Raw genomic sequence first — 22,929 nt, 5'->3', positions numbered from 1 at the left:
GCAATGGCAGAAACCAAGACGACCGACTCCCGCCCCGCGGCCCTTAAGCAGACCTCGCTGAACACGGCGACGGCGGTCGAGATGATCGGCGTCAACAAGTGGTACGGCGAGTTCCACGTGCTGCGCGACATCAACCTGAAGGTCAGCCGCGGCGAGAAGCTGGTCATCTGCGGCCCGTCCGGCTCGGGCAAGTCGACGATGATCCGCTGCATCAACCGGCTGGAGGAGCATCAGAAGGGCCAGATCATCGTCGATGGCACGGAGCTCACCAACGATCTCAAGAAGATCGACGAGATCCGCCGCGACGTCGGCATGGTCTTCCAGCACTTCAACCTGTTCCCGCATCTGACGATCCTCGAGAACCTGACGCTGGCGCCGATCTGGGTGCGCAAGATGCCCAAGAAGGATGCCGAGGAGATCGGCATGCACTATCTCAAGCGCGTCAAGATCCCCGAGCAGGCCCATAAATATCCGGGCCAGCTCTCGGGCGGCCAGCAGCAGCGCGTGGCGATCGCCCGCTCGCTCTGCATGAGCCCGAAGATCATGCTGTTCGACGAGCCGACCTCGGCGCTCGATCCCGAGATGGTCAAGGAGGTGCTCGACACCATGGTCTCGCTGGCCGACGAGGGCATGACCATGCTCTGCGTCACCCACGAGATGGGCTTCGCCCGCCAGGTCGCCGACCGCGTCATCTTCATGGATGCCGGCCAGATCGTCGAGATGAACACCCCCAACGAGTTCTTCAAGAACCCGCAGCACGAGCGCACCAAGCTCTTCCTCTCGCAGATCCTGCACTGAGAGCGGGTATTCCCATCGAAAACCGCAAGCGCGCCGGCTCTGCCGGCGCGTTTTGCGTTTCAGGGGAGGTCGGAACGAATCCTTGCGTAACCGGTTGGTGACGGGAACGGAGGATACGTCATGAAACGTCTTGTTCCTGCCCTGCTCGTCGCGCTTCTGATGAGTGGCGGAGCCTATGCCCAGTCGATCAATGTCGGCCCCGGCGGCGTCAGCGTCGATACGCGCTCGCCGCGCGAGCGGGCCATCGATCGCGAAATCCGCGAGGAGCGGCGCGACCGGTACGATCGTCATCGCGAGCGTGAATGGCGCCGTGCGAATTCGCGCCGCGACTGCCGCACCGTGACGACCGAGCGCGAGACCCCGCGCGGCGTTGTGCGCCGGACGACCCGCGTCTGCGATTGAGTTCAGCCGTGCCGGAAGGCGCGACATCTGCCCATGAGAAGGCCCGCGACGCCTGGCGTCGCGGGCCTTCTGCCAAGATCGGGCTTACTTGCCGTCGCGCGCCTTCACGGCCTGATCGGGGAAATCCGAGAACAGTCCGTCGAGGCCGAGCGCGAAGAACGCCTTGTACTCGGCGCCCGCATCGCCCTTGAAATCGGAGGTCAGCCGCTTCGGCTCGCTGCGGAAGGTCCAGCTATGGACCAGCAGGCCGGCGGCATGGGCGTCCTTCACCACATTGGTCGGCGCGATCAGCGTGCGGTCGCGCTCGTCGATCGCGCCGTCGCCATTGAGGTCCTGGGGCTTGCCGTCGGCGCCGATCGTCTGCCTGGCGCCGATCAGATAGGGCTTCCAGGGGCCGACGCCGTCGGCATAGGTCGCGATCTCCTTGAGGCCCTCGGCCGAGAGCATGTCCTGGAAGGTCCGCTTGTCGCCCAGCACGGCGAAATCATAGGGCCGGTCGAAGGGCGCGACGAGCGTGACCTTGCCGTCCTTGTCGACGCCGTCGCCATCGATGAGCTGGACAAGGCGCAACTGCGTCTTCGGGCGCAGGTATTTGAGGTTCGCGGTCTCGAAGCTCTGGATGAAGACCGGCGCGGTCTTGTCGCTCCAGCCGGCGGCCTTGAGCATGTCCAAAAGCTTGTCCTCGAAGGCGAGGCCGAGCGCGGCGTGATAGGTCGGATGCTTGGTCTCGGGATAGATGCCGATGGTGCGGCCGGTGCGGGCGCTTTCGGCCTTGGCGAGGTCGATCACCTCCTGGAAGGTCGGGATCTGGTACTTGCCGTTATGGGAGGGGTCGCGATCGGCGAAGGCCTGCTTCGCCTTCAGCGTCTTGATCTCGGCGGCGGTGAAGTCGTTGGCGAACCAGTCGGTGGTGTCGACGCCGTCGACCTTGCGCGTGGTCTTGCGATTGGCGAATTCCGGGCGATCCGCGACATCGGTCGTGCCTGATAGCATCGGCTCGTGGCGGACGACGAGCACGCCGTCCCTGGTCGAGACGAGGTCGGGCTCGATGAAGTCGGCGCCCTGCTCGATCGCGAGCTTGTAGCCTTCGATCGTATGCTCGGGCAGGTAGCCGCTGGCGCCGCGATGGGCAATGACCAGCGGCTTCTGGCCAGACAGCGTCGGAGCCCCCTGCGCAAGCGCGATCGGTGCCTGGAAGGACAGCGCGGCAAGGAGCGTGGTCGAGAGAAGGAAGTTCTTTGTCATGGCCTGACCCGGTCTTGCGGAAATGCCGGCGAACTTAGGTCGGCGGATATGACGCCGGCATGAAGGCTGGCGCTTGGTGAATCTGGGGCGGGTCTGGGGCGCCGCGCGGAAGCGTGTGGCGCGGCGTCTGGTCGAAACTGTCGCCGCTCAACCGCGCGGAATGCAACGACGTTCACGCTCCGTCGATTGGCCTTGCCGGGCCCTGAGGCCCGGATTTGTGCCGCCGGTCACCTCGAGGATCTGTCCTCGCGGGCATCTGCCGTCATCGACCAGTATCTTTTGACCGGCTCGGATCAGCCCTTTGGCCGGCTCGTGGCGATAGATCTGCTGGGCTGCCGCCGCATCTGCCAGCGCGAGCGATAGAAGAGCTAGCGAGATAGCCCCGAAGCGTATCATCGACCGTTCCTCCACCCTAGTGGAAGGCTAGCATCGGCGCTGTCCCGATGACAGTTGGCCGAAAGTTGAGCGGCCGCGTGCCTCGGGTCTTCTACCGATCGCGTCGCCCATATAAAAACCCGCCCCGACGAAAGCCGGCGCGGGTTTTGGTGCGATTGCCGATGCGGGCGGGATCGGGCGGCCGCTTCGACGCAGCCAGCCTTTGCCGCTCCGCGAAATCTCAGCGGCGGTTCTCGAGGGTCGTCTTGGCGTCAAGGCGCTTGGAGGCCGGCGGGGTGTAGTCCGGCTGCTGGGTGGCGCAGGCGGCGAGGCCGAGCGCGACGAGGCTCAGGATGACGATGCGGCTGGCGCTTTTCATGTGTGTGTATCCCAATGGCCGCGACATGCGGTTGCATCGTCTTTCCGCTTGTGGAACGACCGCGTCAAGAGTGTGGCAATGGGAGGCTTATGCCCCGGCGTCATGCTTGAATCGGTCGAAACATGTTCGACACCGTGTTTGCGGCGCCCGGAAGCCGTCCGGCGCCAGGATTGAAACGTCATGACCCCAGCCGCCCGGATCAGTGCTGCCATCGAGGTGCTCCAGGATATCGTCGAGCGCCGCCGGCCGGCCTCCGATTCCCTGAAGGACTGGGGCCTGTCGCGCCGTTTCGCCGGCTCGAAGGACCGCGCAGCCATCGCCTCGCTGGTCTATGATGCGCTCCGGCGCAAGGCCTCCTCCGGCTATGCGATGGCGTCGGAGACGCCGCGTGCGCTCGTCCTCGGCATGCTCGCGGGTTTGCGCGGCCTCGGCGTCGCGGAGATCGCGGAACTCTGCTCTGGCGAAAACCACGCGCCGGAACCCTTGAGCGACGACGAGACCGCGCTTCTCACGGCTTTCTCGGTCGAGGGCGCGCCCGAATGGGTGCAGGCCGACGTGCCGGAATGGCTCTGGCCTTCTTTCCGGGCGGGATTGGGCGAGGTCGCCATCGCTGAGGGCGAGGCGCTGGCCGCGCGCGCGCCGATCGATCTGCGCGTCAATCGCCTGAAGGCGGGCAGGGACGCCGTGTTGAACGATCTGGCCCATCTCGAGCCGGAGCAGGGACCCTGGTCTCCGGATGCGCTGCGTTTCCAGCCCGGCCATGACGGGCGCGGCCCTTCGCTGCAGACCGAGCCCGGCTTCTTCGCCGGCGCTTTCGAGATCCAGGACGAGGGCTCGCAACTGGTGACGCTGCTCGCCGGTGCCCGGCCCGGCCAGACCGTGATCGACCTCTGTGCCGGAGCAGGGGGCAAGACGCTGGCGCTCGCGGCGTTGATGGCCAATCGCGGCAGCCTCTACGCCACCGATCTCGACAGCCGTCGCCTCGCACCCCTGCATGACCGGCTGGCGCGCTCGGGCGCCGGCATCGTCGAGGTTCGCATTCCCCGCTCGCGCGGCCACGAGCCCTTCGCCGATATCGCCGGACAGGTCGATCTCGTCCTGGTCGACGCGCCTTGCACCGGCTCCGGTACCTGGCGGCGCAACCCGGATGCCAAATGGCGGGTGCGCCCGGGCGCACTGGCCGAGCGCATCAAGGACCAGGCCGAGGTGCTGGCCCGCGCCGCCAGGCTGGTGAAGCCGGGCGGTCGCATCGCCTACATCACCTGCTCGGTGCTGCCGGAGGAGAACGACGAGGCCATCCGCGCCTTCCTCGCCAAGCATGCGAGCTTCTCCGCAATCGCGCCGATCGACGTGCTCAGGGGCGCCGAAAGCGACTTCTCCCTGCTCGCCCGCTTCGCCACCACCCACGGCCTGCAGCTCTCGCCGCGGCGCACCGGCACGGACGGGTTCTATCTGGCCTGCCTGACGCGCAACGCGTGAGCGTTAGCGGCTGCGCTTCCGCATCGACACTGCGCTGAAACTCTGCGAGGTTTCCATTCGGCGACGTGTTCAGCCGGAGCCCTTGACCGGCTGCGATGGGAGATCGTGGCATGTCCGACAAGCCCGCAATCGTTCTGGTTCATGGCTTCTGGGGCGGGGCCGCCCACTGGTCGAAGGTCATTCTCGAATTGTCGCGGCGCGGCCATGCCGATCTTCACGCCGTCGAGAATCCGCTGACCTCGCTGGCGGATGATGCCGAGCGCACCCGCAAGATGGTGCGGCAGATCGCAGGCCCTGTCGTGCTCGTCGGCCATTCCTATGGCGGCAAGGTCATCACCGAGATGGGTGACCTGCCGAACGTCAAGGCGCTGGTCTTCATTGCGGCCTTCGCGCCCGATGCCGGGGAAAGCGCCGGCGGTATCAGCCAGGCCAGGCCGCCGCAGGCCTTCCCTAACATCGCACCGGATAGCGACGGCTATCTCTGGATCAAGCCGGACAAGTTCCGGGAGAGTTTCTGTCAGGACCTGTCGACCGACGAAGCCCTGGTGATGGCGATCGCGCAGAAGGCGCCGCTCGGCTCGACCTTCGGCGACGCCGTGACGGCCCCGGCCTGGAAGAAGAAGCCGAACTGGTATCAGATCTCCAGCGCCGACCGGATGATCGCGCCCGAAAACCAGATCATGATGGCGCAGCGCATGCGTCCGCAGAAGACCCTGAGGCTCGACGCCAGCCACGCCTCGCTCGCCTCGCGCCCGGCCGAGATTTCTGACCTGATCGAGGATGCCGCCAAGGCCTAGCGGTAGGGCCGCCATGCGTTCGGGCGCGGCCCCGTTGCGCGCGCCCGCGCGATCCATTAACGGAACGCGATGACGAGCGCTCAGCCCCATCACGACTCCATCCTCATCATCGATTTCGGCTCGCAGGTGACGCAGCTCATCGCGCGGCGCATCCGCGAGATCGGCGTCTATTGCGAGATCGCCCCGTTCCAGTCCGCTTCCGAGGCCTTTGCCCGCATGAAGCCGAAGGGCGTCATCTTCTCGGGAGGCCCGGCCTCGGTGCCGGACGAGGGTAGCCCGCGCGCTCCCGAAGCGGTCTTCTCGGCCAATATCCCGCTGATGGGCATCTGCTACGGCCAGCAGACCATGGCGCATCAGCTCGGCGGCAAGGTCGAGGGTGGGCACGCTGCCGAATTCGGCCGCGCCGATGTCGAGATCGTCACGCCCTCGGCGCTGTTCGAAGGTGTCTGGGAGCAGGGCGGCCGCTATCCGGTCTGGATGAGCCATGGCGACCGGGTCACGCAACTCCCGGCCGGTTTCACCGTCAAGGCGACCTCCGAGAACGCCCCCTATGCCGTGGCGAGCGACGAAGCGCGCCGCTTCTACACAACGATGTTCCACCCCGAGGTGGTCCATACCCCCGATGGCGGCAAGCTGCTGCGCAACTTCGTCGTCGATATCTGCGGCTGCAAGCCGGATTGGAGCATGTCGGCCTATCGCTCCGAGATGCAGAAGAAGATCAAGGAGCAGGTCGGAACCGGCCGCGTCATCTGCGGGCTCTCCGGTGGCGTCGATTCCGCCGTGGCGGCGGTGCTGATCCACGAGGCGATCGGCGACCAGCTCACCTGTGTTTTCGTCGACCATGGCCTGATGCGGATGAATGAGGCCGAGGAGGTCGTCCGCCTGTTCAGGGATCACTACAACATCCCGCTGGTCCATGTTGAAGCCGAAGAGCTTTTTCTCTCCGAACTTGCCAAGTGCGGCGCCGATCCGGAAGCCAAGCGCAAGACCATCGGCCGGCTCTTCATCGATGTCTTCGATGCCGAAGCCGCCAAGCTCGGCGGCGCCGATTTTCTGGCGCAGGGCACGCTCTATCCCGACGTGATCGAGAGCGTCTCCTTTTCCGGCGGCCCCTCCGTGACGATCAAGAGCCACCACAATGTCGGCGGCCTGCCCGAGCGCATGAAGATGAAGCTCGTCGAGCCGCTGCGCGAGCTGTTCAAGGACGAGGTTCGCGTGCTCGGCCGCGAGCTCGGCCTGCCCGAGGCCTTCGTCGGCCGCCATCCCTTCCCGGGGCCGGGCCTCGCCATCCGCTGCCCTGGCGAGATCACCAAGGAGAAGCTCGACATCCTGCGCAAGGCGGATGCGATCTATCTCGACGAGATCCGCAAGGCCGGCCTCTACGACGTGATCTGGCAGGCCTTCGCCGTGCTGCTGCCGGTGCGCACCGTCGGCGTGATGGGCGATTACCGCACCTATGACCATGTCTGCGCGCTGCGCGCCGTGACCTCGGTCGACGGCATGACGGCGGATTTCTATCCCTTCGACATGAACTTCCTCGGCCGCGCCGCGACCCGGATCATCAACGAGGTCAAGGGCATCAACCGCGTCGTCTACGACGTGACGAGCAAGCCGCCCGGCACGATCGAGTGGGAGTGATTGGGGTCACTCCAGGCGCCCCCCAAATTGCGTTGGGGCACGCTCTAACGCGTTGAAGCCGGACAGGATGGCTCCTGCGACGAGCGGGGCCGGAGCAACTATGTTGCGTCGCGCGCCCACTCGTCTCCCCAGATCATGACCGAGTGCCCGGGCGAGACTGTCCGGTACTGGCGGATCGGAGGTTCGAAATCGGCCGGCCTGATCGGGCTTCTGATCTCGGCGTTGGAGACGAGCCGGGGCTGGTGGCGGCGCTCCGGGTCCGCGACCGGCACCGCGGCGAGCAGCCGTTTCGTATAGGGATGCTGGGGATTGCCGAAGATCGCGGCACGGGGGCCGATCTCGACGATCTCGCCGAGATACATCACCGCCACACGGTGGCTGACACGCTCCACCACCGCCATGTCATGCGAGATGAACACGTAGCTCAGCCCCATCTGGGCCTGCAGGTCGAGCATCAGGTTCACCACCTGCGCCTTGACCGACACATCCAGCGCCGAAACGGATTCGTCGGCGACGATCAGGCGCGGTTCGAGCGCCAATGCGCGGGCGATGCAGATGCGCTGGCGTTGCCCTCCCGAGAATTCGTGAGGATAGCGGCGGGCCATGTCGGCCTGCAGCCCGACCCGCTCCAGCAGGTCCGCGACCTTGTCCCGGGCCTTGGCCGGCGTGGCGAGGCCGTGGATGACGAGCGGCTCGGCGATCGCCCTGCCGACTGTCTCGCGCGGGTTGAGGCTGCCGAACGGGTCCTGGAAGATCATTTGGATGCGCCGGCGCTGTTCGCGCAGTTCGTCGGCGCCCAGCTTTAGCATGTCCACGCCGTCGAGCAGGATCGAGCCGGATTCCGGCTCGACCAGCCGCAGCAGGGAGCGGCCCGTGGTCGACTTGCCGCAGCCGGATTCCCCGACCAGCGCCAGGGTCTCGCCCGCGCGGAGGTCGAAGGAGACGTTCTCGACCGCGTGCACACGCCCCGTGATCCGGCCGCGAATGGCGGAGCGGATCGGGAAGCGCGTCGTCAGATTGCTGACCTGAAGGAGAGGGCGCTCCTGGTCCCTGACGGTGTCTGGAACCTCCGTCGGAATATCAGACGTGCCGGTGCTGCGATCCACGATCGGGAAGCGCATCGGCCGTTCGCGGCCGTTCATGGCGCCGAGCTTCGGCACCGCGGCGAGCAGCGCCTTGGTGTAGGGATGCTGCGGCCGCCGGAAGATCTCGGCGGTGGTCCCGGCTTCGACCGCCTCGCCATTGAACATGACGACGGTCCGGTCGGCGATCTCGGCAACCACGCCCATGTCGTGGGTGACGAAGAGGATCGCCATGCCCTCTTCCTTCTGGAGATCCTTGATGAGTTCGAGGATCTGCGCCTGGATCGTGACGTCGAGCGCCGTGGTCGGCTCGTCGGCGATCAGGAGCTTCGGCTTGCAGGCCAAGGCGAGCGCGATCATCACGCGCTGGCGCATGCCTCCCGACAATTCGAAGGGGAACTGGTCGAGGCGGCGCTCCGGGTCCGAGATGCGGACCTTGCGCAGCATCTCCAGGGCGAGCCTGCGCGCTTCCGCCTGCGAGCAATCCCGATGCGCCAGGATGGCCTCGGCGATCTGGTCGCCGATCCGGTAGACCGGGTTGAGGCTGGTCATCGGCTCCTGGAAGATCATCGCGATATCGCTGCCGCGCAGCGAGCAGGCCGTCTCGTCCGGGAGGTCGGCCAGGTCGTAGGTCTGGCCCGATTTCGCCGCGAAGGCGATCCGCCCGCCGGTGACCCGCGCGACGCCCTTCGGCAGCAGCCCCATGATCGACAGGCTGGTGACCGATTTGCCGGAACCGGATTCGCCGACCACCGCCAGCGTCTCGCCGCGCCTGAGATCGAAGGAGATGTCCTTCACTGCGGCCACGGCGCCGTTCGGCGTGGCGAACTCGGTCCGCAACCCCGCCACGGAGAGCTGGACGCCCTCGGGAAGGCGGACGTCGTTGCGACCCTGCAGGCCGCCCGTGCCTTCCTTGGCCTCGGGCAGGCCCTTCAGCTTGGTCGTGCGCGGATCGAACACGTCGCGCACCGCGTCGCAGAGAGCGTTGACGATGAAGATCGTCGTCACCAGCGCGGCGCAGGGCCAGACCAGGCCGAGCGGATTGATCTCCAGATAGGCGCGCGCACCGCGGATCATCAGGCCCCAGGACGGCGTCGGCGGCACGATGCCGAGCCCGAGGAAGCTCAGTCCGGACTCGACCACGATCGCCGAGGCGACGACCAGCGAGAACTGCACGAAGAGCGGCGCGGCGATGTTGGGGAGGATCGTCCGCCGCAGGATGCGCGACGGGCCCGCGCCGATGGCGCGCATCGCCTCGACATATTCCTTCTGCCTGACGGCGCGGACCTCGCCATAGGCGATCCGGGCGAATTCCGGCGCATAGAAGACCGAGAGCGTGACGATCAGCGTCGCCGTGCCAGGGCCGGTCAGGGCGATGACGAGCAGGGCCAGCAGGATCGGCGGGAAGGACAGCATAAACTCTGCCGTGCGGACGGTGAGCACCTCGGCGATGCCGCCGAAATAGCCGCCGATCATGCCGGCGCTGACGCCGACGAGGGCCGCCACCGCGCCGGTCGCGAGAGCAACGCTGAGCGAGACCTGCGCGCCGTAGAGCAGCCGGCTCAGGACGTCGCGGCCGAACTCGTCCTGCCCCAACCAATGTTCGACCGAGGGCGGTGCCAGCCGCCCGCCGATATCCAGGGTCAGGGGGTCGTAGGGAGCGATCACCGGCGCCAGGACGGCGATCAGGATCAGGATGAAAAGCGCGATCAGCGACGGCGCGAGATGGCGCGCCTTGGGATTCCGCCACAGGGTGAGCAAGCCGTTCATGACGCGCGCACCTGCGGATCGAGAACCGAATAAAGCACGTCGACGACGAGATTGAGCAGGATGAAGAGCGTCGCCGTGACGAGCACCACCCCCTGGACCTCGGGATAGTCCCGGTGCTCGACGGCCCTGACGAGGAAGCCGCTCATGCCCGGCCAGTTGAAGATGAACTCGACGAGCACGGTGCCGCCGAGCATCGAGCCCATCTGGAGGCCGGTCACCGTCAGGACGGGCCCCAGTGCATTGCGCACGACGTGGCGGCGCAGGACGCGCGGTTCCCGCAGGCCCTTCGCCCGCGCCGTGCGCACCCAGTCCTGCTGGAGCACGTCGAGCACGGTCGAGCGCGTCATGCGGATGATGATCGCCGACAATCCGACGGCGACCGCTGTCGCCGGCATCAACAGCAGCGTGAGATGCGTCGCCGGGGATTGGCTGAACGGCACGAATCCGCCGGCCGGCGCGATGCGCAGCAGCAGCGCGAACACCAGGATGAACAGGGTGCCGAGCACGAAGGTCGGCACCGACAAGGCGAGGCTCGTCGCGGTGCCCAGCACCCGGTCGATCCCGCGACCCCGGTTGCGTGCGGCCAGCACGCCGAGCGGGATTCCCACGAGCAGGGACAGGATCGTCGCCGCGCCGATCAATTCGAGCGTGCGCGGCAGGCGCTGCGCGATGTTCTTCAGGACCGGCTCGTTGTCGAGGAAGCTCCTGCCGAGATCGCCGCGCGCCAGGCGCGACAGATAGCTCGCATACTGCTCCGCGAGCGGGCGGTCGAGGCCGAGGCGCGTGCGCAGTTCGGCCGCGACGGCGGGGTCGGGCTTGCCGCCATCGGCCGAAAGCATGACCTCGACCGGATCACCCGGCACGACATGCAGGATCATGAACACGGCGGTGGCGACCATGAAGATCATCACGGCGGCCACCGCGCACCTTTTCACAATGTAAGCGAGCATGATGCGGCTCTGTGCCCTCTGCCCGCTCAGCTGACCGAGGCGGTGTCGAAGGCCATGCCGACCTGATTGTTCATCTGGTCCGACAGCACCTTGAAGCCCTTGACCCGGTCGCGCACGCCCCAGCCCTGCGCCCGGAAATTGAGGAAGGTGACGGGAACGCTGTCGGCGACCGCACGCTGCAGCTCCGCATAGATCTTCACGCGGGTGGCGGTGTCGCTCTCGTGGCGGCCCCTGTTCAGCAATTCGTCGAGCTTGGGGTCCGACAGGCCGAAGGAACGGCGATAGGAATCGGAGCCGGAGCCGAAGAAGGCGGTCAGATCATCGGGATCGCCGAGGTCCGGCCCACCGCCATTGACGGCGAAATGATAGCGCCCCTCATTGCCCTGGCTGACCCGGACGCCCCATTCCGGCAAGCTGAGCTTCACCTGCATGCCGACAGCCGCCAGATGCTGCTGCATGATCTCGGCGATGTCCTTGTGGAAGCCGTAGGTGCTGGTCGCCAGCAGCGTCGCCTGGACGTTCTGGGCGCCGGCCTCCTTCAGCAGGCTCCGGGCGCGGTCGGGATCATAGGGCCAGAGATGCTCGAGCTCGGGGACGGCGTAGGGCGAGCCGGCTGGCAGCGGCACGCCGTCCAGGACCTTGCCGGCGCCGAAGAAGGCCGCCTTGACGATGTCCTCGCGCTTGACGGCGTGAGCCACGGCGCGGCGCACCTTCGGATCGGTGAACGGACCCTCCTTCAGGTTGAAGACCACGTACATGAACGAGCCGAGCGAGTTCTGGAGCGTCAGCCCCTTGGTCTGCGAGAGGCCCTTCATGCTCTGCCACGGGACATATTCGATGATGTCGACGTCGCCGGCGTTCAGGGCCGCGATGCGCAGGCTGTCATCGGGATAGGCGACGAAGCGGACGGTCTCGGTCGCGGGCTGGCCGGGCCGGTAGAAATCGGTCCTCGCCTTGAAGGTCAGCGATACGCCCTTTTCGGAATTTTCCAGCCTGTAGGGGCCGGCGCCGATCATGGCATCGGGATTGTCCATCTTTCCGGCGAAGACGATCGGCGCCATCTGTCCGGCCAGCGCCAGGATGAAGGAGGGCGTCGGCTGCTTGAGCACGATGCGGACCGTCTTCGGATCCTCGACTGCGATCGTCTCGACCGCCTGGAAGGCCTGGCGGACATAGGCCGTGGACTTCTCGCCGCGGATGGCATCGAACGAGGCCTTGACGTCTTCGGCGGTGACCGGCTTGCCGTTCTGGAAGGTCGCGTTCGGGCGGAGCTTGAAGCGATAGGTCCTGGAGTCGGGCTGCTCCCAGGATTCGGCGAGTTCGGGCTGCACCGCCCCCTTCTCGTCGAAGCAGAGGAGCCCGCGGAACAGCAGGGCCTTGACCGTCACCGCCGCCTGGCCGGACCAGTCGAACGGGCGCAGGTTCGGCGGATAGGCCGACAACGCATAGGTGATCGTACCGGGGGCGGCTGCGTTTGCGGCCTTCGACAAGGCTGCGGGAACGAGCAGGCCGGCACCGAGCGCGGCACTACCCTGCAGGAATTGACGACGGTCCGTCGCGAAATGCCGTCCGTCCGACGTGCTTCGATTGTTCGCCATAACCCTCTCCCTTTTTGTTTTCGTTGGAATTGCATGGCTGCCGAACTGCAGGACCAACATTCCATTGCGGATGAGCCCGTCCGGCTCCGGTTGACATCGGCGGAGCATTTTTCCGCCTGTGGGCCCGAAGCGCCCCTCCGAGGCTGCGAGCCGACTGGATCGGCGGCATTGCACAAGGCTTTCCACCGCGCCCGAGCCAGCCTCCCCATCTTCGGCCTATAAGTCCAAGTCGAAATTTCTAGGCTTGTATTCTTCAAGTTATAGATTTCGCAGCGAAGCCAAGCCCGTGGCCGGAGCACCGGGGCGCTCGCGGCATGCGTCGAGACTCGCTGGAGACGCCGGCCTTTCCCGCTGAGCCCTGCGGCAGCAGCGAGATCTGCGATCGCGGCCGGCTACGCGGCCGACTTCCTGCGTCCCTCCCGGAGAAGCGTCAGAGCCTGGTCGACCAGCGCATCGCCATATCCGGCCCGTGCGTGCTCTTCGGTCATGATGTCGTTGAGCAGATCGGTTGCGATCAGCGCGACCGGCCGCTCGGCCGGATTCCCGAAGCCGCCACCGCCCGGCGTGGCGATGCGCACCGTCTCTCCGGTGTCGATCAGGAGCTGGGCGATCTTCGAGGGAAGCGCCTGCTCGCGTCCCGTTCCGGGGTTGCGGGTGACGCGGCCCACGCCGCCATGCCCGCCGCCTTCCGCACCGGGCGCACCGGCCTTGTGCCGGTCCGAGCGCGCTTCGAGATTGGTCCTGTCGTGCAGCGCCCGCACCGTGCGCGCGATACCCATGCCGCCGCGCCAGCGGCCGCAGCCGGCGGAATCCCGGACCAATGTGTATTCCTCCACATGCAGCGGGAATTCGTTCTCCATCGCCTCCGTCGGCAGGTTGAGCGAGTTGGTGACATGGACATGGACCCCGTCCATGCCGTCGCCGTCGCAGCGCCCACCGCCGCCGCCGCCGACCGTTTCGCCGCAGATATAGAAGCTGCCGTTTTCGGGGCGGTGGCCGGAGAAGCCGAAGGAGGGCAGCACGTCATAGGCCGAGGCGATCCGCGTGTCCGGATCGACCAGCGGCTGGAAGGCGCCGAAGATCGCTCCGGCGAGGCGCTGGCAGGCGATGGTGCGCGAGCCCACCGGCGCCGGCGAACGCGGATTGACGATGGTGCCTTCCGGCGCCCTGAGCACGATCGAATCCATCATGCCGGAATTCGCCATGAGCTCGGGATCGAGCAGCGCCTTGACGCAGTAATAGGCCGTGGCTCTGAGCGCGTTCTCGGCAATGTTGATCGCGCCCCGCGCCTCAGGTCCGCTGCCGGTGAGATCGATCACGAGCTTGCCGTCCTCGACGCTGACGGCGGCGCAAAGCGGCACCATCTCGCCGTCGGGCAGGCCGTCATCGTCGAGCCAAGCGGTGAAGCGGCTGGGCGCTCCTGCCGCGAGCCCGGCGATGCGCAGGTCGAGCCGGCGTTTCGTATAGGCGAGAAGGTCATGGATGCGCGCCTTGAAGCCGTCCACGCCCATCCTGCGAACCAGTTCCAGCGCCGCATCGGAGCCCCGCGCATTGGTCGCGATCTGGACCCGCAGGTCGAGCAGGCGCTCCTCCGGCAGGCGCGAATTCAGCGCGATCAGGTTGAGCAGGTCCTCGTCGACCTCGCCCTCGCGGCAGACCCGCATCACCGGGAGGCGCAGGCCCTCCTCGAAGATCGAGCGGGCCGTCGGCGAGGTCGAGCCCGGCACCGCGCCGCCGACATCGGTGTGATGGCCGATATTGACCACGAAGGCGATCAGCTCATCGCCCTGGAACACCGGGGTGCCGACCGCGATATCGGGCAGATGGGTGCCGCCGGCGGCATAGGGATCGTTGGAGATGAAGGCGTCGCCGGGGCGGATCTCCTCACGCGGGTAGCGCTTGAGCAACCCTTCGACCACGCCCATCAGCGAGCCGAGATGGACCGGGATATGCGTCCCCTGCGCCACCAGCCGGCCCTTGCCGTCGAACAGCCCGACCGAGAAGTCGCGGCGCTCCTTGATCTGCGCCGAGAAGGACGAGCGCATCATGTTGATCGCCATGGTCTCGGTGATCGAGAGCAGGCGATTGGCGAAGACCTCCATCGCGATCGCATCGAAACCGGCGATCGACCCGGCAGCTCTGTTGGGCATCGTCATGATCGGGTCCTCAACGCTGCAGCGTGATATGGATGTTGCCGAAGCCGTCGACCTCGGCGTTCTGGCGCGGGAGGACGACGGTCGTGCCGCTCATCTCCTCGACGATCGCCGGCCCCTCGAACGGCACGCCGGCGGGCAGGAGCGCGCGCCGATAGATCGGGGTGTGGACCCAGCCGCGCTCCGGGCCGAGATAGACCTGGCGCGTCTCGATCCGGGCGGCGTCGAGTGACGAACCCTGCGCGGGAGCGGCGCTCTCGCCCTTCCTGACGTGGCAGACCGCCTTGAGCCGGACATTGACGACCTCGATGTCGCGCCCCTCCAGGCTGTAGCCGAACTGGTCGGCATGGGCGCGATGGAAGCTGCTCGCGAATGCGTCGAGCGCGCCGTCGCTCAGCGTGTCGAGAGGCACCGGGATGTAGTGGCTCTGGCCGCGATAGCGCGCATCGAGCGTGAAATGCAGCTCCTTGGCCGCATCGGGAATGGCTTCCGTGGCGAGCCAGGCGCGTCCGGCCGCGGAGAGTTCGGCGCCGAGCGCGACGAGCTCGGCCCAGCTTTCGCCGTTCACGCGGACCAGGGCGGTGCGGACGTAGTCGCGGCTGAGATCCGACAGCAGGACGCCGCGCGCGCAGAGCGTGCCGGGCTCCTGCGGCACGACGATCTTGTTGAGGCCGCACTCTTCCGCGACATCGGCGGCGTGCAGGGGGCCGGCGCCGCCGAAGGCGAAGAGCGTGAAACCGGCGAGATCATGCCCGTGCTCGATCGAGACCGAGCGGATCGCCCGGCTCATATTGGCGGTGGCGATGCTGACGACGCCATGCGCGGCATCCTCGACGGAGATGCCAAGCGGATCGGCGATCTGGCTGCGGATCGCCGCATAGGCCAGGCCGCGATCGACCTTCATCCGCCCCTCGAGCAGCGCCACGGGGTTCAGCCGGCCGAGCACGATATTGGCGTCGGTCAGCGTGACCTCGGTGCCGCCACGCAGATAGGAGATCGGCCCCGGCATCGCGCCGGCGCTGGTCGGGCCGACCTTCAGCGCGCCGGCATCGTCGAGCCGCGCGATGCTGCCGCCGCCGGCGCCGATGACATGGATGTCGACCATCGGCATCCTGACCGGATGCCCCGCGACCAGCCGGCTGGAGGTGAACTGCGCCCGCCCGCCGGTGATCAGCGACACGTCGGTGCTGGTGCCGCCGACATCGAAGGTGATGATCTCGCTCTCGCCGATCTCGGCGCCGATCCGGGCCGAGCCGATCACCCCGGCCGCCGGCCCCGAGAGGCAGGTCAGCACCGGCAGTTCCTCGACGGTCTGCACCGGCAGGAGTCCGCCATTGGAATGGAAGGTCAGCGGCTCGACCTTGATGCCGGAGGACGCGATCTTCTCGCGCAGCCGGTGCAGGTATTTCTGGGTATGCGGGCCGACATAGGCGTTGAGCACGGTGGTCGAGAACCGCTCGTATTCGCGGAATTCGGCGACGACCTCCGAGGAGACGCTGACATAGAGCTCGGGCGCAACACGCTTGATCAGGTCGCGCACCGCCCGCTCGTGCTCCGGGTTGCGGTAGGAGTGCAGGAAGCCGACCGCCACGGCCTTGACGCCGCTGTCTCGGAGCTGGACGACGAGCTTCTCCACCGCCGCGAGGTCCGGAGCCGCCAACGTCGTCCCCGATTTGTCGAGACGCTCGTCGACCTCGACCCGGCGATGCCGCTCGACCAGTTCCGTGGGCTTGCGCACCGACCAGTCGAACAGCGAGGGCCGGGTCTGGCGGCCGATCGCCAGCACGTCGCGAAAGCCCTTGGTCGTCAGGAGGCCGGTCGGAACGCCGCGCCGCTCGATCACCATGTTGGTGGCGACGGTCGTGCCATGGCCGACATAGCCGACATCCTCCGGCGAAACCGCGTTGAGCGTGAGCATCTCGACGATGCCCGACGCGATCGCCCGCGACGGGTCGTCCGGCGTCGACGGCACCTTGTGAAAGGCTGTCGGGCCGCCCTCCGTATTGACCATGACGAAGTCCGTGAATGTCCCGCCCACGTCCACACCGATCCGGTACATCTCGCCTTCACTCCTTATGGTTGTCCGGCATCACGCCGCCGCGCGCTGTTGCATGAGCCGCTTGGCGCCGAAGCCCTTGATCGATCGTTCTGTGCTGCCGCGGATGACGAGATCGGCCATGATCGCGCCGACCACCGGCACGAGCTGGAAGCCGTGTCCCGAGAAGCCGAAGGCGTGAAAGGCCCCCTTCGCGTTCGGCGAAGCGCAGATCACCGGCAGGTGATCCTTCGTCGTGGCCTCCATGCCGGCCCAGGTCCTGACGATGCGCAGCGCGCTGACCGAAGGGAACAGGTCCGTCGCGGCGCGTGCGCCCTTGGCGAGTTCCTGGAAGTCGACGAAGCTCTTCTGGGCCTCGATATCGGCCCGGCCCTGCAGGCCGCCGCCGATGACCAGCGTTCCCTGCTCGGACTGCTTGAACGAGAGCGGCCGCCCGACGATGCTGATCACGGGCTTGAGCAGCGGCGCGATGCGCTCGGTGACGATCATCATCGAGGCCTTGAGCCCGAGCGGGATGTCGTCGCCCAGCATCGCGGCGATCTTGCCCGCCCAGGCACCGGCGGCATTGACCACTGTCGGCGCGATGAAATCCCCGGCAGGCGTGCGCAGGCGCCAATCGTCCCCTGCCTGTTCGATCGCATCGACCCCGACACCCTCGTGGATCGTCACGCCCGCCGCCTCGGCGCTCCTTCGGAACGCCAGCAGGGTCCGGTGCGGGTCCGCCGCACCGTCGCGCCGGGCGATCAGGGCTCCCACGCAGTGCGGCGAGATCGCCGGCACGAGCGTCAGCAGCTCGGCCCGGTCGATCAGCTCCTCATGCTCGTATCCGGCCTCCCGCATGCGGGCGAGACGGCTCTCGAGCTTGGGCAGGTGGTGCGCGTGTTCGGCGATATTGAGCTGGCCATGGGCGTGGAAGCCGCAGCTGTCTCCAACGAGCCCCGCGATGCCGTGCCACATCTCCATGGCTTCGAGGGAGATCGGGATCTCGGCGGGGTCGCGGTTGAGCGTGCGGACACCGGCAGCGCTCGCCCCCGACGCGTGACGCCCGACCCAGGATTTTTCGAGGATCGTGACGCGGCGACCTGCGCGCGCCAGATGCAGGGCGGCCGACAGGCCGTGAAGCCCCCCGCCGATGACGAGCGTGTCGATGGCCTTCCCGCTCATGGCACGGAATCCATCATGTCGAGCGCGGCGAGCTCGCCCAGCGTGACCGGCTTGAGCGGCGGGCGGACCCTGTAGAGCCCGAGATCGGGCACGGCCCGGCCTTCGGCGGCCGCGAGCACATGGGCGACCGTGTAGCCGCATTGGCGACCCTGGCATGGGCCCATGCCGGCGCGGGTGAAGGCCTTGACCTGGTTCGGCCCGGGCCGGCTGGCGCTGACCTGCTCGCGGATCGTTGCGACGCGAACCTCCTCGCAGCGGCAGGCGATCGTATGGTCCGGTGGAACGAAGACAGCCGGCCGCGGGCGATAGTAGCGATCGAGGAATGCGCGTGGCGACAGCGCGTCCGCCAGGCGGGAGCGGATCGGCTTCGCGAAGGCTTCCGCCGCCACTTCGGACAGCCGGCCCGTGCTGGCCGTGATCCTCAGGGCTGCGAGTTCACCCCGCAGGCAGGCGGCCCTGGCGCCGCCGATGCCCGCCCCGTCTCCCGCGACGAAGACATGTCGCTCCGATGTCTCCCCCCAGCCGTCCAGTTCGGGGGCAAAGCTGTCCTGCTCGCTGTTCCAGACGTGCCGGCAGCCGAGCGCGAGGGTCGGATGGATCGTCGGGACGAGGCCTTCATGGACGAGGAGAAGGTCCGCCGGAACGGTCGCGGCGCGGCCGTCGGTCGTGACGTAGCGGATGCTTTCGAGCCCGTGCTCGCCGATAGCCTCGATCTCGGCGACATGCCGGACACAGGGAACCTGCCGCCTGAGCCGGATGATCCAGCCCAGCCCCTTCAGGAGATCGCCCGGCGCGCCGAACAGGGCCGCGGGCAATGCCACCATGGCTGCCACGGCCCGCCCGGGCGGCGTGGTATCGAGGAAGCCGGCGATCTGCCCACCTGCCTGCAGCAGCTGGACCGCATAGAGCAGCGGAAGCGGACCGGAGCCGGCGATCCAGACCGGCTTGTCGGGAACCTGGCCCGAGGACTTCAGGACGATCTGTGCTGCGCCGACCGTCATCACGCCCGGCAGCGTCCAGCCGGGGAAGGGAACCGGGCGTTCCTGCGCGCCCGTCGCCAACAGCACGCGATCGGCTGCGACGGAACTGGCGGAGCCGCCACGGCGCAGGAAGGCGCGGGCTCCCGCCTCGACATACCAGACCTGCGTGCCCGGCTCGTAATCGACACCGCTGGCGCGAAACTGCCGGACCACGGCCGCACCTTCGGCATAGGCCTTGCCGAGAAGGTCGGCCCGCGCGGTTGCGGCCACGGTCTCGATATTCCGCCAGATCTGCCCGCCGGGCGAGGGCTGTTCGTCGACGACGAGCACATCCAGACCATGCCGCTTGGCGACGACGGCCGCCGACATTCCGGCCGGGCCGGCCCCGACGATGAGGAGATCGACACGCCGGCTCATGATGTCACGTCCGGCCGGCCCTGCTGGCGCTCGATGCGCATGCCCTCGCGAACCGGCGCGAGGCAGGTCTGGACCGACGACACGCCGTCGACCACCGCGAGGCAGTCGAAGCACACGCCCATCATGCAGTAGGGGGCACGCCGCGCGCCCGAAACCGGCGTTGTCCGCGCCCAGAACGGCGCCTGCCGCAGGAGCACGGCCGCAACGCTTTCGCCGGCGATGGCGAGGACGGGATGTCCATCGACATGGACCGTCAGCGAACTGCCCGTATCCTGATCCAGCTTCCTGAACATGAAAATGCCTTCCGGATGTCTCGACGCGGGGCCGCGGCTCTTAACGGCCGGTCGCCAGGGGCCATGATCCGGCCCGGGATCCGGCCGAGGCGCGCCTTGCCGCCCCGAAATGCCTCGTCAGCCTTGACCCACGCATGATGTTCCCTCCGTGTTGACGACGGTAGGGAGCGGCATACTATTATGTCCAATAGAAATCCGACCGCACTCTATTCCCAGAGTTATAGCATGCCCCGCGCGCTCAACCTGAGGCAGATCGAGATCTTCAAGGCCCTGATCGAGCACGGCACGGTCAGCCGCGCGGCCGAGGCGCTCTACATCTCGCAGCCGGCCGCGAGTAAGCTCCTGATGCAATTGGAGAAGGACAACGGTCTCAAGCTTTTCGATCGCTACAAGGGCCGGCTGGTTCCCACTGCGCAGGGCTTGCGGCTGCATGAGGAGGTCGCCCGGATCTTCGTCGGGGTGCGTCAGGTCGAAAGCGCGATCGGATTGATCAAGCGCGAAGATCAGGGGCGCCTGGTCGTCGGCGTGATCCCGGCGCTCAGCGGCGCCTATATCCAGCGCACCACGATGAGCTTCCTCAAGCGCAATCCGAATGTCTATTGCTGGATCAAGTCGCCCAGCTCGCAATGGATTCCCGAATATGTCCTGACGCGTGTCCTCGACATCGGGATCGTCACCGCCCGCGTCGAGAACCCGTTCATCGTCACCGAACCGCTGTTCGAGCACCCGTTGCTCTGCATCATGCCGCTGGGGCATCCGCTCGCCGAGCGCAAGGTCGTCCGCCCCGATGATCTGAACGGTGTCCCGTTCGTCGCCTTCAACACGGAAACCTATACGGGGCAGAAGGTTTCGGCGATGTTCGACGCCTATGATGTCCGATCCAATGTCGTCCTGACGGCCGATTCGAATTCGACGCTTTGCCATTTCGTCGCAGCCGGCCTCGGCGTGTCGCTCGTCCATCCGCTCTTCATCGCCGGCGTGGAAAAGCAGGTGGTCGTCAGGCCGTTCGAGCCGACCATACCGCTCGACTTCCTGGTCTGCTTCGGGCGCGATGCGCGGAATCTCCCGCTCATCTCGGAATTCGCGGCCGAAGCCAGGATGATGGCGACGAGCTTCGTCGACGATCTCGCGAAAAGCTGGAGCTGAACCCGTTCACGACATCGCCTTAAGGGAGCGCAAGGGAGTGCGGTTTTCTCACATCGAGGCCTTTCGCGCGGTCATGATCACCGGATCGACCACGGCCGCCGCCCGGATTCTCCACACGTCGCAGCCGAATGTGAGCCGCTCGATCGCGCAACTGGAAAAGGCCGCGGGGTTACAGCTGTTCGAGCGAATGCCGGGAAAGGTCGTGCCGACGACGGACGGCTTGTCGTTCTTCAACGAGGTTCAGCGCAGCTTCCACGGTCTCCGGCGATTGGAGGAGGCGGCAAACCGGATCCGCCGGTTCAGCGGAGGCCTTCTGCGGATCGGATCGATCCAGACCCTGGCACATGGCCTGATCCCGCGCTCGATCAAGCGGTTTGCCGAAATCTATCCGGAAACCGGCATTTCGATTCATGCGGGACATTCGGCGGCGGTGTCGCAATGGGTGGATGAAATGTCCTGCGATGTCGGAATCGTATCGCATCTCTACGAGAATTACGGGTTTTCCAGCGAGGAGCTCTACAGCGTCGACGGGGTCTGCCTGATGCCGGCGGAGCATCGCCTGGCCGGCAAGGCGGCGGTGCGCCCGGCCGATCTCGCCGACGAGCCCTATATCTCCTTCGCGCAGAACGACCACGGCCGTTCGAACGTCGACGAGGTGTTCTCGAAGGCCGGAATCGATCGGCGCATCACCCTGGAAACGCCGTTCAGTACGATCACCTGCTCGCTGGTCGCACAAGGGCTCGGCGTGGCGATCGTCAATCCACTCGCGGCGCAGGACTACCGGCATCTGGGCGTCGTCATGCGCCCCTTCCGCCCCTCGATCAAGCATGAAGCCCTGCTGATCTATCCGAAGGGGCGTCCGGAAAACCGTTTGGTTGCCAGCTTCATCGAAATCCTCAAGGCCGTGACGATGGAGGAGAAGGCAGCCCTCTCGGCTGTGCGGGAGCGCGGCGAAAAATAGCGAAAACCGCGCCGGGACGGGCGTCAATCCGCTCCCGGAACGGGGCCTGGAAATCCGCGGCGGCGGAAGGCGAGGCCTATATCATAACTGCATAGACCCCCGGTGTATTTCTATTTGCTCTAATGACAGGCGGTTCATAGCCTGCCTGCTCATGAGATCGTGGTGCCGGAGGAGCGCGCGCCGCATCTCAGATCAGATAAAAAATTCGGAGGGGTCATGAATCGATTTCGTAATCTGTTGCTGGCGGGAACCCTGGCTTTTGCTTCCCCCGCATTGGCTCAGCAAACCATGTATGTCGCCGGACCCGGCGGCAGCACGCAGAAACTCTTCCAAAGCCAGATCATTCCCGAGTTCGAATCCAAGCATAACGTCAAGATTACTTACGTTCCCGGAATTTCGAGCGAGATCGTCGCGAAGCTGCAGGCTCAGGCCGGCAAGCAGGAGATCAATGTCGCCATCTTCGATGACGGGCCGCTCTATCAGGCGATCCAGTTCGGCTATTGCGACAAGCTGAGCGACGCCCCGATCTACAAGGATATCTATCCGTTCGCCCAGTTCGGCGGAAATGGCATCGGCGTCGGGCTGGTGGCGACCGGCATCGCCTACAATGCGGCGAACTACAAGAAGAAGGGTTGGCCGGCGCCGACCTCCTGGAAGGACCTGACCGACAGGAAGCTGGAGGGGCGCCTGACCGCTTCCTCGCTGTCCGGCACCTACGGGGTCCATACGCTCGTGATGTTCGCCCGCATCAACGGCGGCGACGAGAGCAATATCGAGCCCGGCTTCGACTCCATCCGGAAATCGCTGGCGCCGAACGTCCTGAGCTGGTCTTCCTCGCCCGCGAAGCTCGCCGAGATGTTCCAGAACAACGATGTCGACGTAGCCGTTTGGGGCAGCAGCCGCGCGATCGCACTGAAGAACACCGGCTTCCCGATGGAATTCGTGTATCCGAAGGAAGGGACGCCTGCGCTCGTGCTCGGCGCCTGCCCGGTGGTCCAGAACAGTCTTCCCGAAGCATCGCAGGCTTTCCTGCAATATCTCGTCACGCCCGAGATCCAGGCGAAGCTGGCCACGGAAGGCTTCGGCCCCACCAATCGCCAGACCAGGCTGGATGACAAGCTGGCCGCGCAGGTCCCATACGGCGATGAGCGCGTCGGCAGGATGATCTCGGTCAAGTGGAGCGAGATCAACAAGAACCGCGCCGAGTGGACCAATCGCTGGAACCGCACGATCGAGAGATAAGGGC

19 protein-coding genes and 2 pseudogenes are annotated in these 22,929 nt (G+C 66.5%); 9 read left to right on the top strand and 12 right to left on the bottom strand.

Going from position 1 to position 22,929, the window contains the following annotated elements:
• Positions 1-3 precede the first annotated feature (3 nt).
• Both BLQ70_RS00785 and BLQ70_RS00780 read left to right on the top strand, forming a co-directional pair.
• Entirely contained in the window at positions 4-798 is a 795-nt protein-coding gene (locus BLQ70_RS00785) for an amino acid ABC transporter ATP-binding protein (RefSeq protein ID WP_377848949.1), read from the top strand.
• Between the two features lie 120 nt (positions 799-918).
• Positions 919-1,200, top strand: coding sequence for a hypothetical protein (locus tag BLQ70_RS00780; protein WP_061963785.1), 282 nt, complete (start codon positions 919-921; stop codon positions 1,198-1,200).
• An 84-nt stretch (positions 1,201-1,284) separates the two neighbouring features.
• Here BLQ70_RS00780 and BLQ70_RS00775 read toward each other — a convergent pair whose 3' ends face one another.
• From BLQ70_RS00775 to BLQ70_RS25500, 3 genes are all read right to left on the bottom strand, one after another.
• Positions 1,285-2,445, bottom strand: coding sequence for a glycerophosphodiester phosphodiesterase (locus BLQ70_RS00775; protein WP_091855432.1), 1,161 nt, complete (start codon positions 2,443-2,445; stop codon positions 1,285-1,287).
• A 147-nt stretch (positions 2,446-2,592) separates the two neighbouring features.
• Complete coding sequence (locus tag BLQ70_RS00770) at positions 2,593-2,841, bottom strand: DUF6719 family protein (RefSeq protein ID WP_210184230.1); 249 nt, start codon at positions 2,839-2,841, stop codon at positions 2,593-2,595.
• 220 nt (positions 2,842-3,061) lie between these two features.
• Entirely contained in the window at positions 3,062-3,199 is a 138-nt protein-coding gene (locus tag BLQ70_RS25500; protein ID WP_170843263.1) for a lipoprotein, read from the bottom strand.
• Positions 3,200-3,379: 180 nt separating this feature from the next.
• On the opposite strand from BLQ70_RS25500, the gene BLQ70_RS00765 reads away from it, so the two are divergent.
• From BLQ70_RS00765 to guaA, 3 genes are all read left to right on the top strand, one after another.
• Positions 3,380-4,678 carry an RsmB/NOP family class I SAM-dependent RNA methyltransferase gene (locus BLQ70_RS00765; RefSeq protein WP_091855431.1) on the top strand — a complete coding sequence of 433 codons (1,299 nt, stop codon included), beginning with the start codon at positions 3,380-3,382 and terminating at the stop codon, positions 4,676-4,678.
• Between the two features lie 110 nt (positions 4,679-4,788).
• On the top strand, positions 4,789-5,475 hold the full coding sequence (locus BLQ70_RS00760) for an alpha/beta hydrolase (RefSeq protein ID WP_091855430.1): 687 nt from the start codon (positions 4,789-4,791) through the stop codon (positions 5,473-5,475).
• 69 nt (positions 5,476-5,544) lie between these two features.
• The gene (gene guaA / locus BLQ70_RS00755; protein WP_091855429.1) at positions 5,545-7,113 is read left to right on the top strand and encodes a glutamine-hydrolyzing GMP synthase; all 1,569 of its coding nucleotides are present in this window, start codon (positions 5,545-5,547) and stop codon (positions 7,111-7,113) included.
• Positions 7,114-7,211: 98 nt separating this feature from the next.
• Here the strand turns inward: guaA and BLQ70_RS00750 are convergent, their stop codons facing one another.
• The 9 genes and pseudogenes from BLQ70_RS00750 to BLQ70_RS00715 all read right to left on the bottom strand — a co-directional run bounded on the left by BLQ70_RS00750 (position 7,212) and on the right by BLQ70_RS00715 (position 19,576).
• Positions 7,212-9,092, bottom strand: a complete 1,881-nt coding sequence (locus BLQ70_RS00750; RefSeq protein ID WP_425284555.1) for an ABC transporter ATP-binding protein — start codon at positions 9,090-9,092, stop codon at positions 7,212-7,214.
• A gap of 54 nt (positions 9,093-9,146) precedes the next feature.
• Positions 9,147-9,965, bottom strand: a pseudogene (locus BLQ70_RS26090) (ABC transporter permease); the annotation flags it as partial.
• A complete protein-coding gene (locus BLQ70_RS00745; RefSeq protein WP_113587409.1) occupies positions 9,962-10,915 on the bottom strand; it encodes an ABC transporter permease in 954 nt (317 codons plus the stop codon). The pseudogene BLQ70_RS26090 and the gene BLQ70_RS00745, both read right to left, overlap by 4 nt.
• Before the next feature lie 26 nt (positions 10,916-10,941).
• Positions 10,942-12,513, bottom strand: coding sequence for an ABC transporter substrate-binding protein (locus tag BLQ70_RS00740; protein ID WP_170843262.1), 1,572 nt, complete (start codon positions 12,511-12,513; stop codon positions 10,942-10,944).
• 392 nt (positions 12,514-12,905) lie between these two features.
• Entirely contained in the window at positions 12,906-14,669 is a 1,764-nt protein-coding gene (locus tag BLQ70_RS00735) for a hydantoinase B/oxoprolinase family protein (protein WP_091855425.1), read from the bottom strand.
• Positions 14,670-14,679: 10 nt separating this feature from the next.
• Positions 14,680-16,725: a hydantoinase/oxoprolinase family protein gene (locus BLQ70_RS00730; protein ID WP_091855424.1), complete on the bottom strand. Its 2,046-nt coding sequence runs from the start codon at positions 16,723-16,725 to the stop codon at positions 14,680-14,682.
• A gap of 30 nt (positions 16,726-16,755) precedes the next feature.
• On the bottom strand, positions 16,756-17,886 hold the full coding sequence (locus BLQ70_RS00725) for an NAD(P)/FAD-dependent oxidoreductase (RefSeq protein ID WP_091855423.1): 1,131 nt from the start codon (positions 17,884-17,886) through the stop codon (positions 16,756-16,758).
• Positions 17,883-19,283, bottom strand: a complete 1,401-nt coding sequence (locus BLQ70_RS00720) for an NAD(P)/FAD-dependent oxidoreductase (RefSeq protein WP_091855422.1) — start codon at positions 19,281-19,283, stop codon at positions 17,883-17,885. The genes BLQ70_RS00725 and BLQ70_RS00720 overlap by 4 nt, the downstream gene beginning before the upstream one ends.
• Positions 19,280-19,576 (bottom strand): (2Fe-2S)-binding protein, encoded by a 297-nt coding sequence (locus BLQ70_RS00715; RefSeq protein WP_061963765.1) that lies wholly within the window; start codon positions 19,574-19,576, stop codon positions 19,280-19,282. Before BLQ70_RS00715 ends, BLQ70_RS00720 begins: the two co-directional genes overlap by 4 nt.
• Before the next feature lie 225 nt (positions 19,577-19,801).
• On the opposite strand from BLQ70_RS00715, the gene BLQ70_RS00710 reads away from it, so the two are divergent.
• From BLQ70_RS00710 to BLQ70_RS00700, 4 genes and pseudogenes are all read left to right on the top strand, one after another.
• On the top strand, positions 19,802-20,722 hold the full coding sequence (locus BLQ70_RS00710; protein WP_091855421.1) for a LysR substrate-binding domain-containing protein: 921 nt from the start codon (positions 19,802-19,804) through the stop codon (positions 20,720-20,722).
• Positions 20,723-20,795: 73 nt separating this feature from the next.
• Positions 20,796-20,882: pseudogene (locus BLQ70_RS26215) on the top strand (LysR family transcriptional regulator); the annotation flags it as partial.
• Between the two features lie 60 nt (positions 20,883-20,942).
• The gene (locus tag BLQ70_RS00705; protein ID WP_244511860.1) at positions 20,943-21,683 is read left to right on the top strand and encodes a LysR substrate-binding domain-containing protein; all 741 of its coding nucleotides are present in this window, start codon (positions 20,943-20,945) and stop codon (positions 21,681-21,683) included.
• A gap of 288 nt (positions 21,684-21,971) precedes the next feature.
• Positions 21,972-22,925: an ABC transporter substrate-binding protein gene (locus tag BLQ70_RS00700; protein ID WP_210184229.1), complete on the top strand. Its 954-nt coding sequence runs from the start codon at positions 21,972-21,974 to the stop codon at positions 22,923-22,925.
• The last annotated feature ends 4 nt before the right edge of the window (positions 22,926-22,929 follow it).

This window comes from Allobosea robiniae (genome assembly GCF_900102525.1).
GTDB lineage: Bacteria > Pseudomonadota > Alphaproteobacteria > Rhizobiales > Beijerinckiaceae > Allobosea > Allobosea robiniae.
This window is presented reverse-complemented; position numbering and strand designations above follow the sequence as displayed.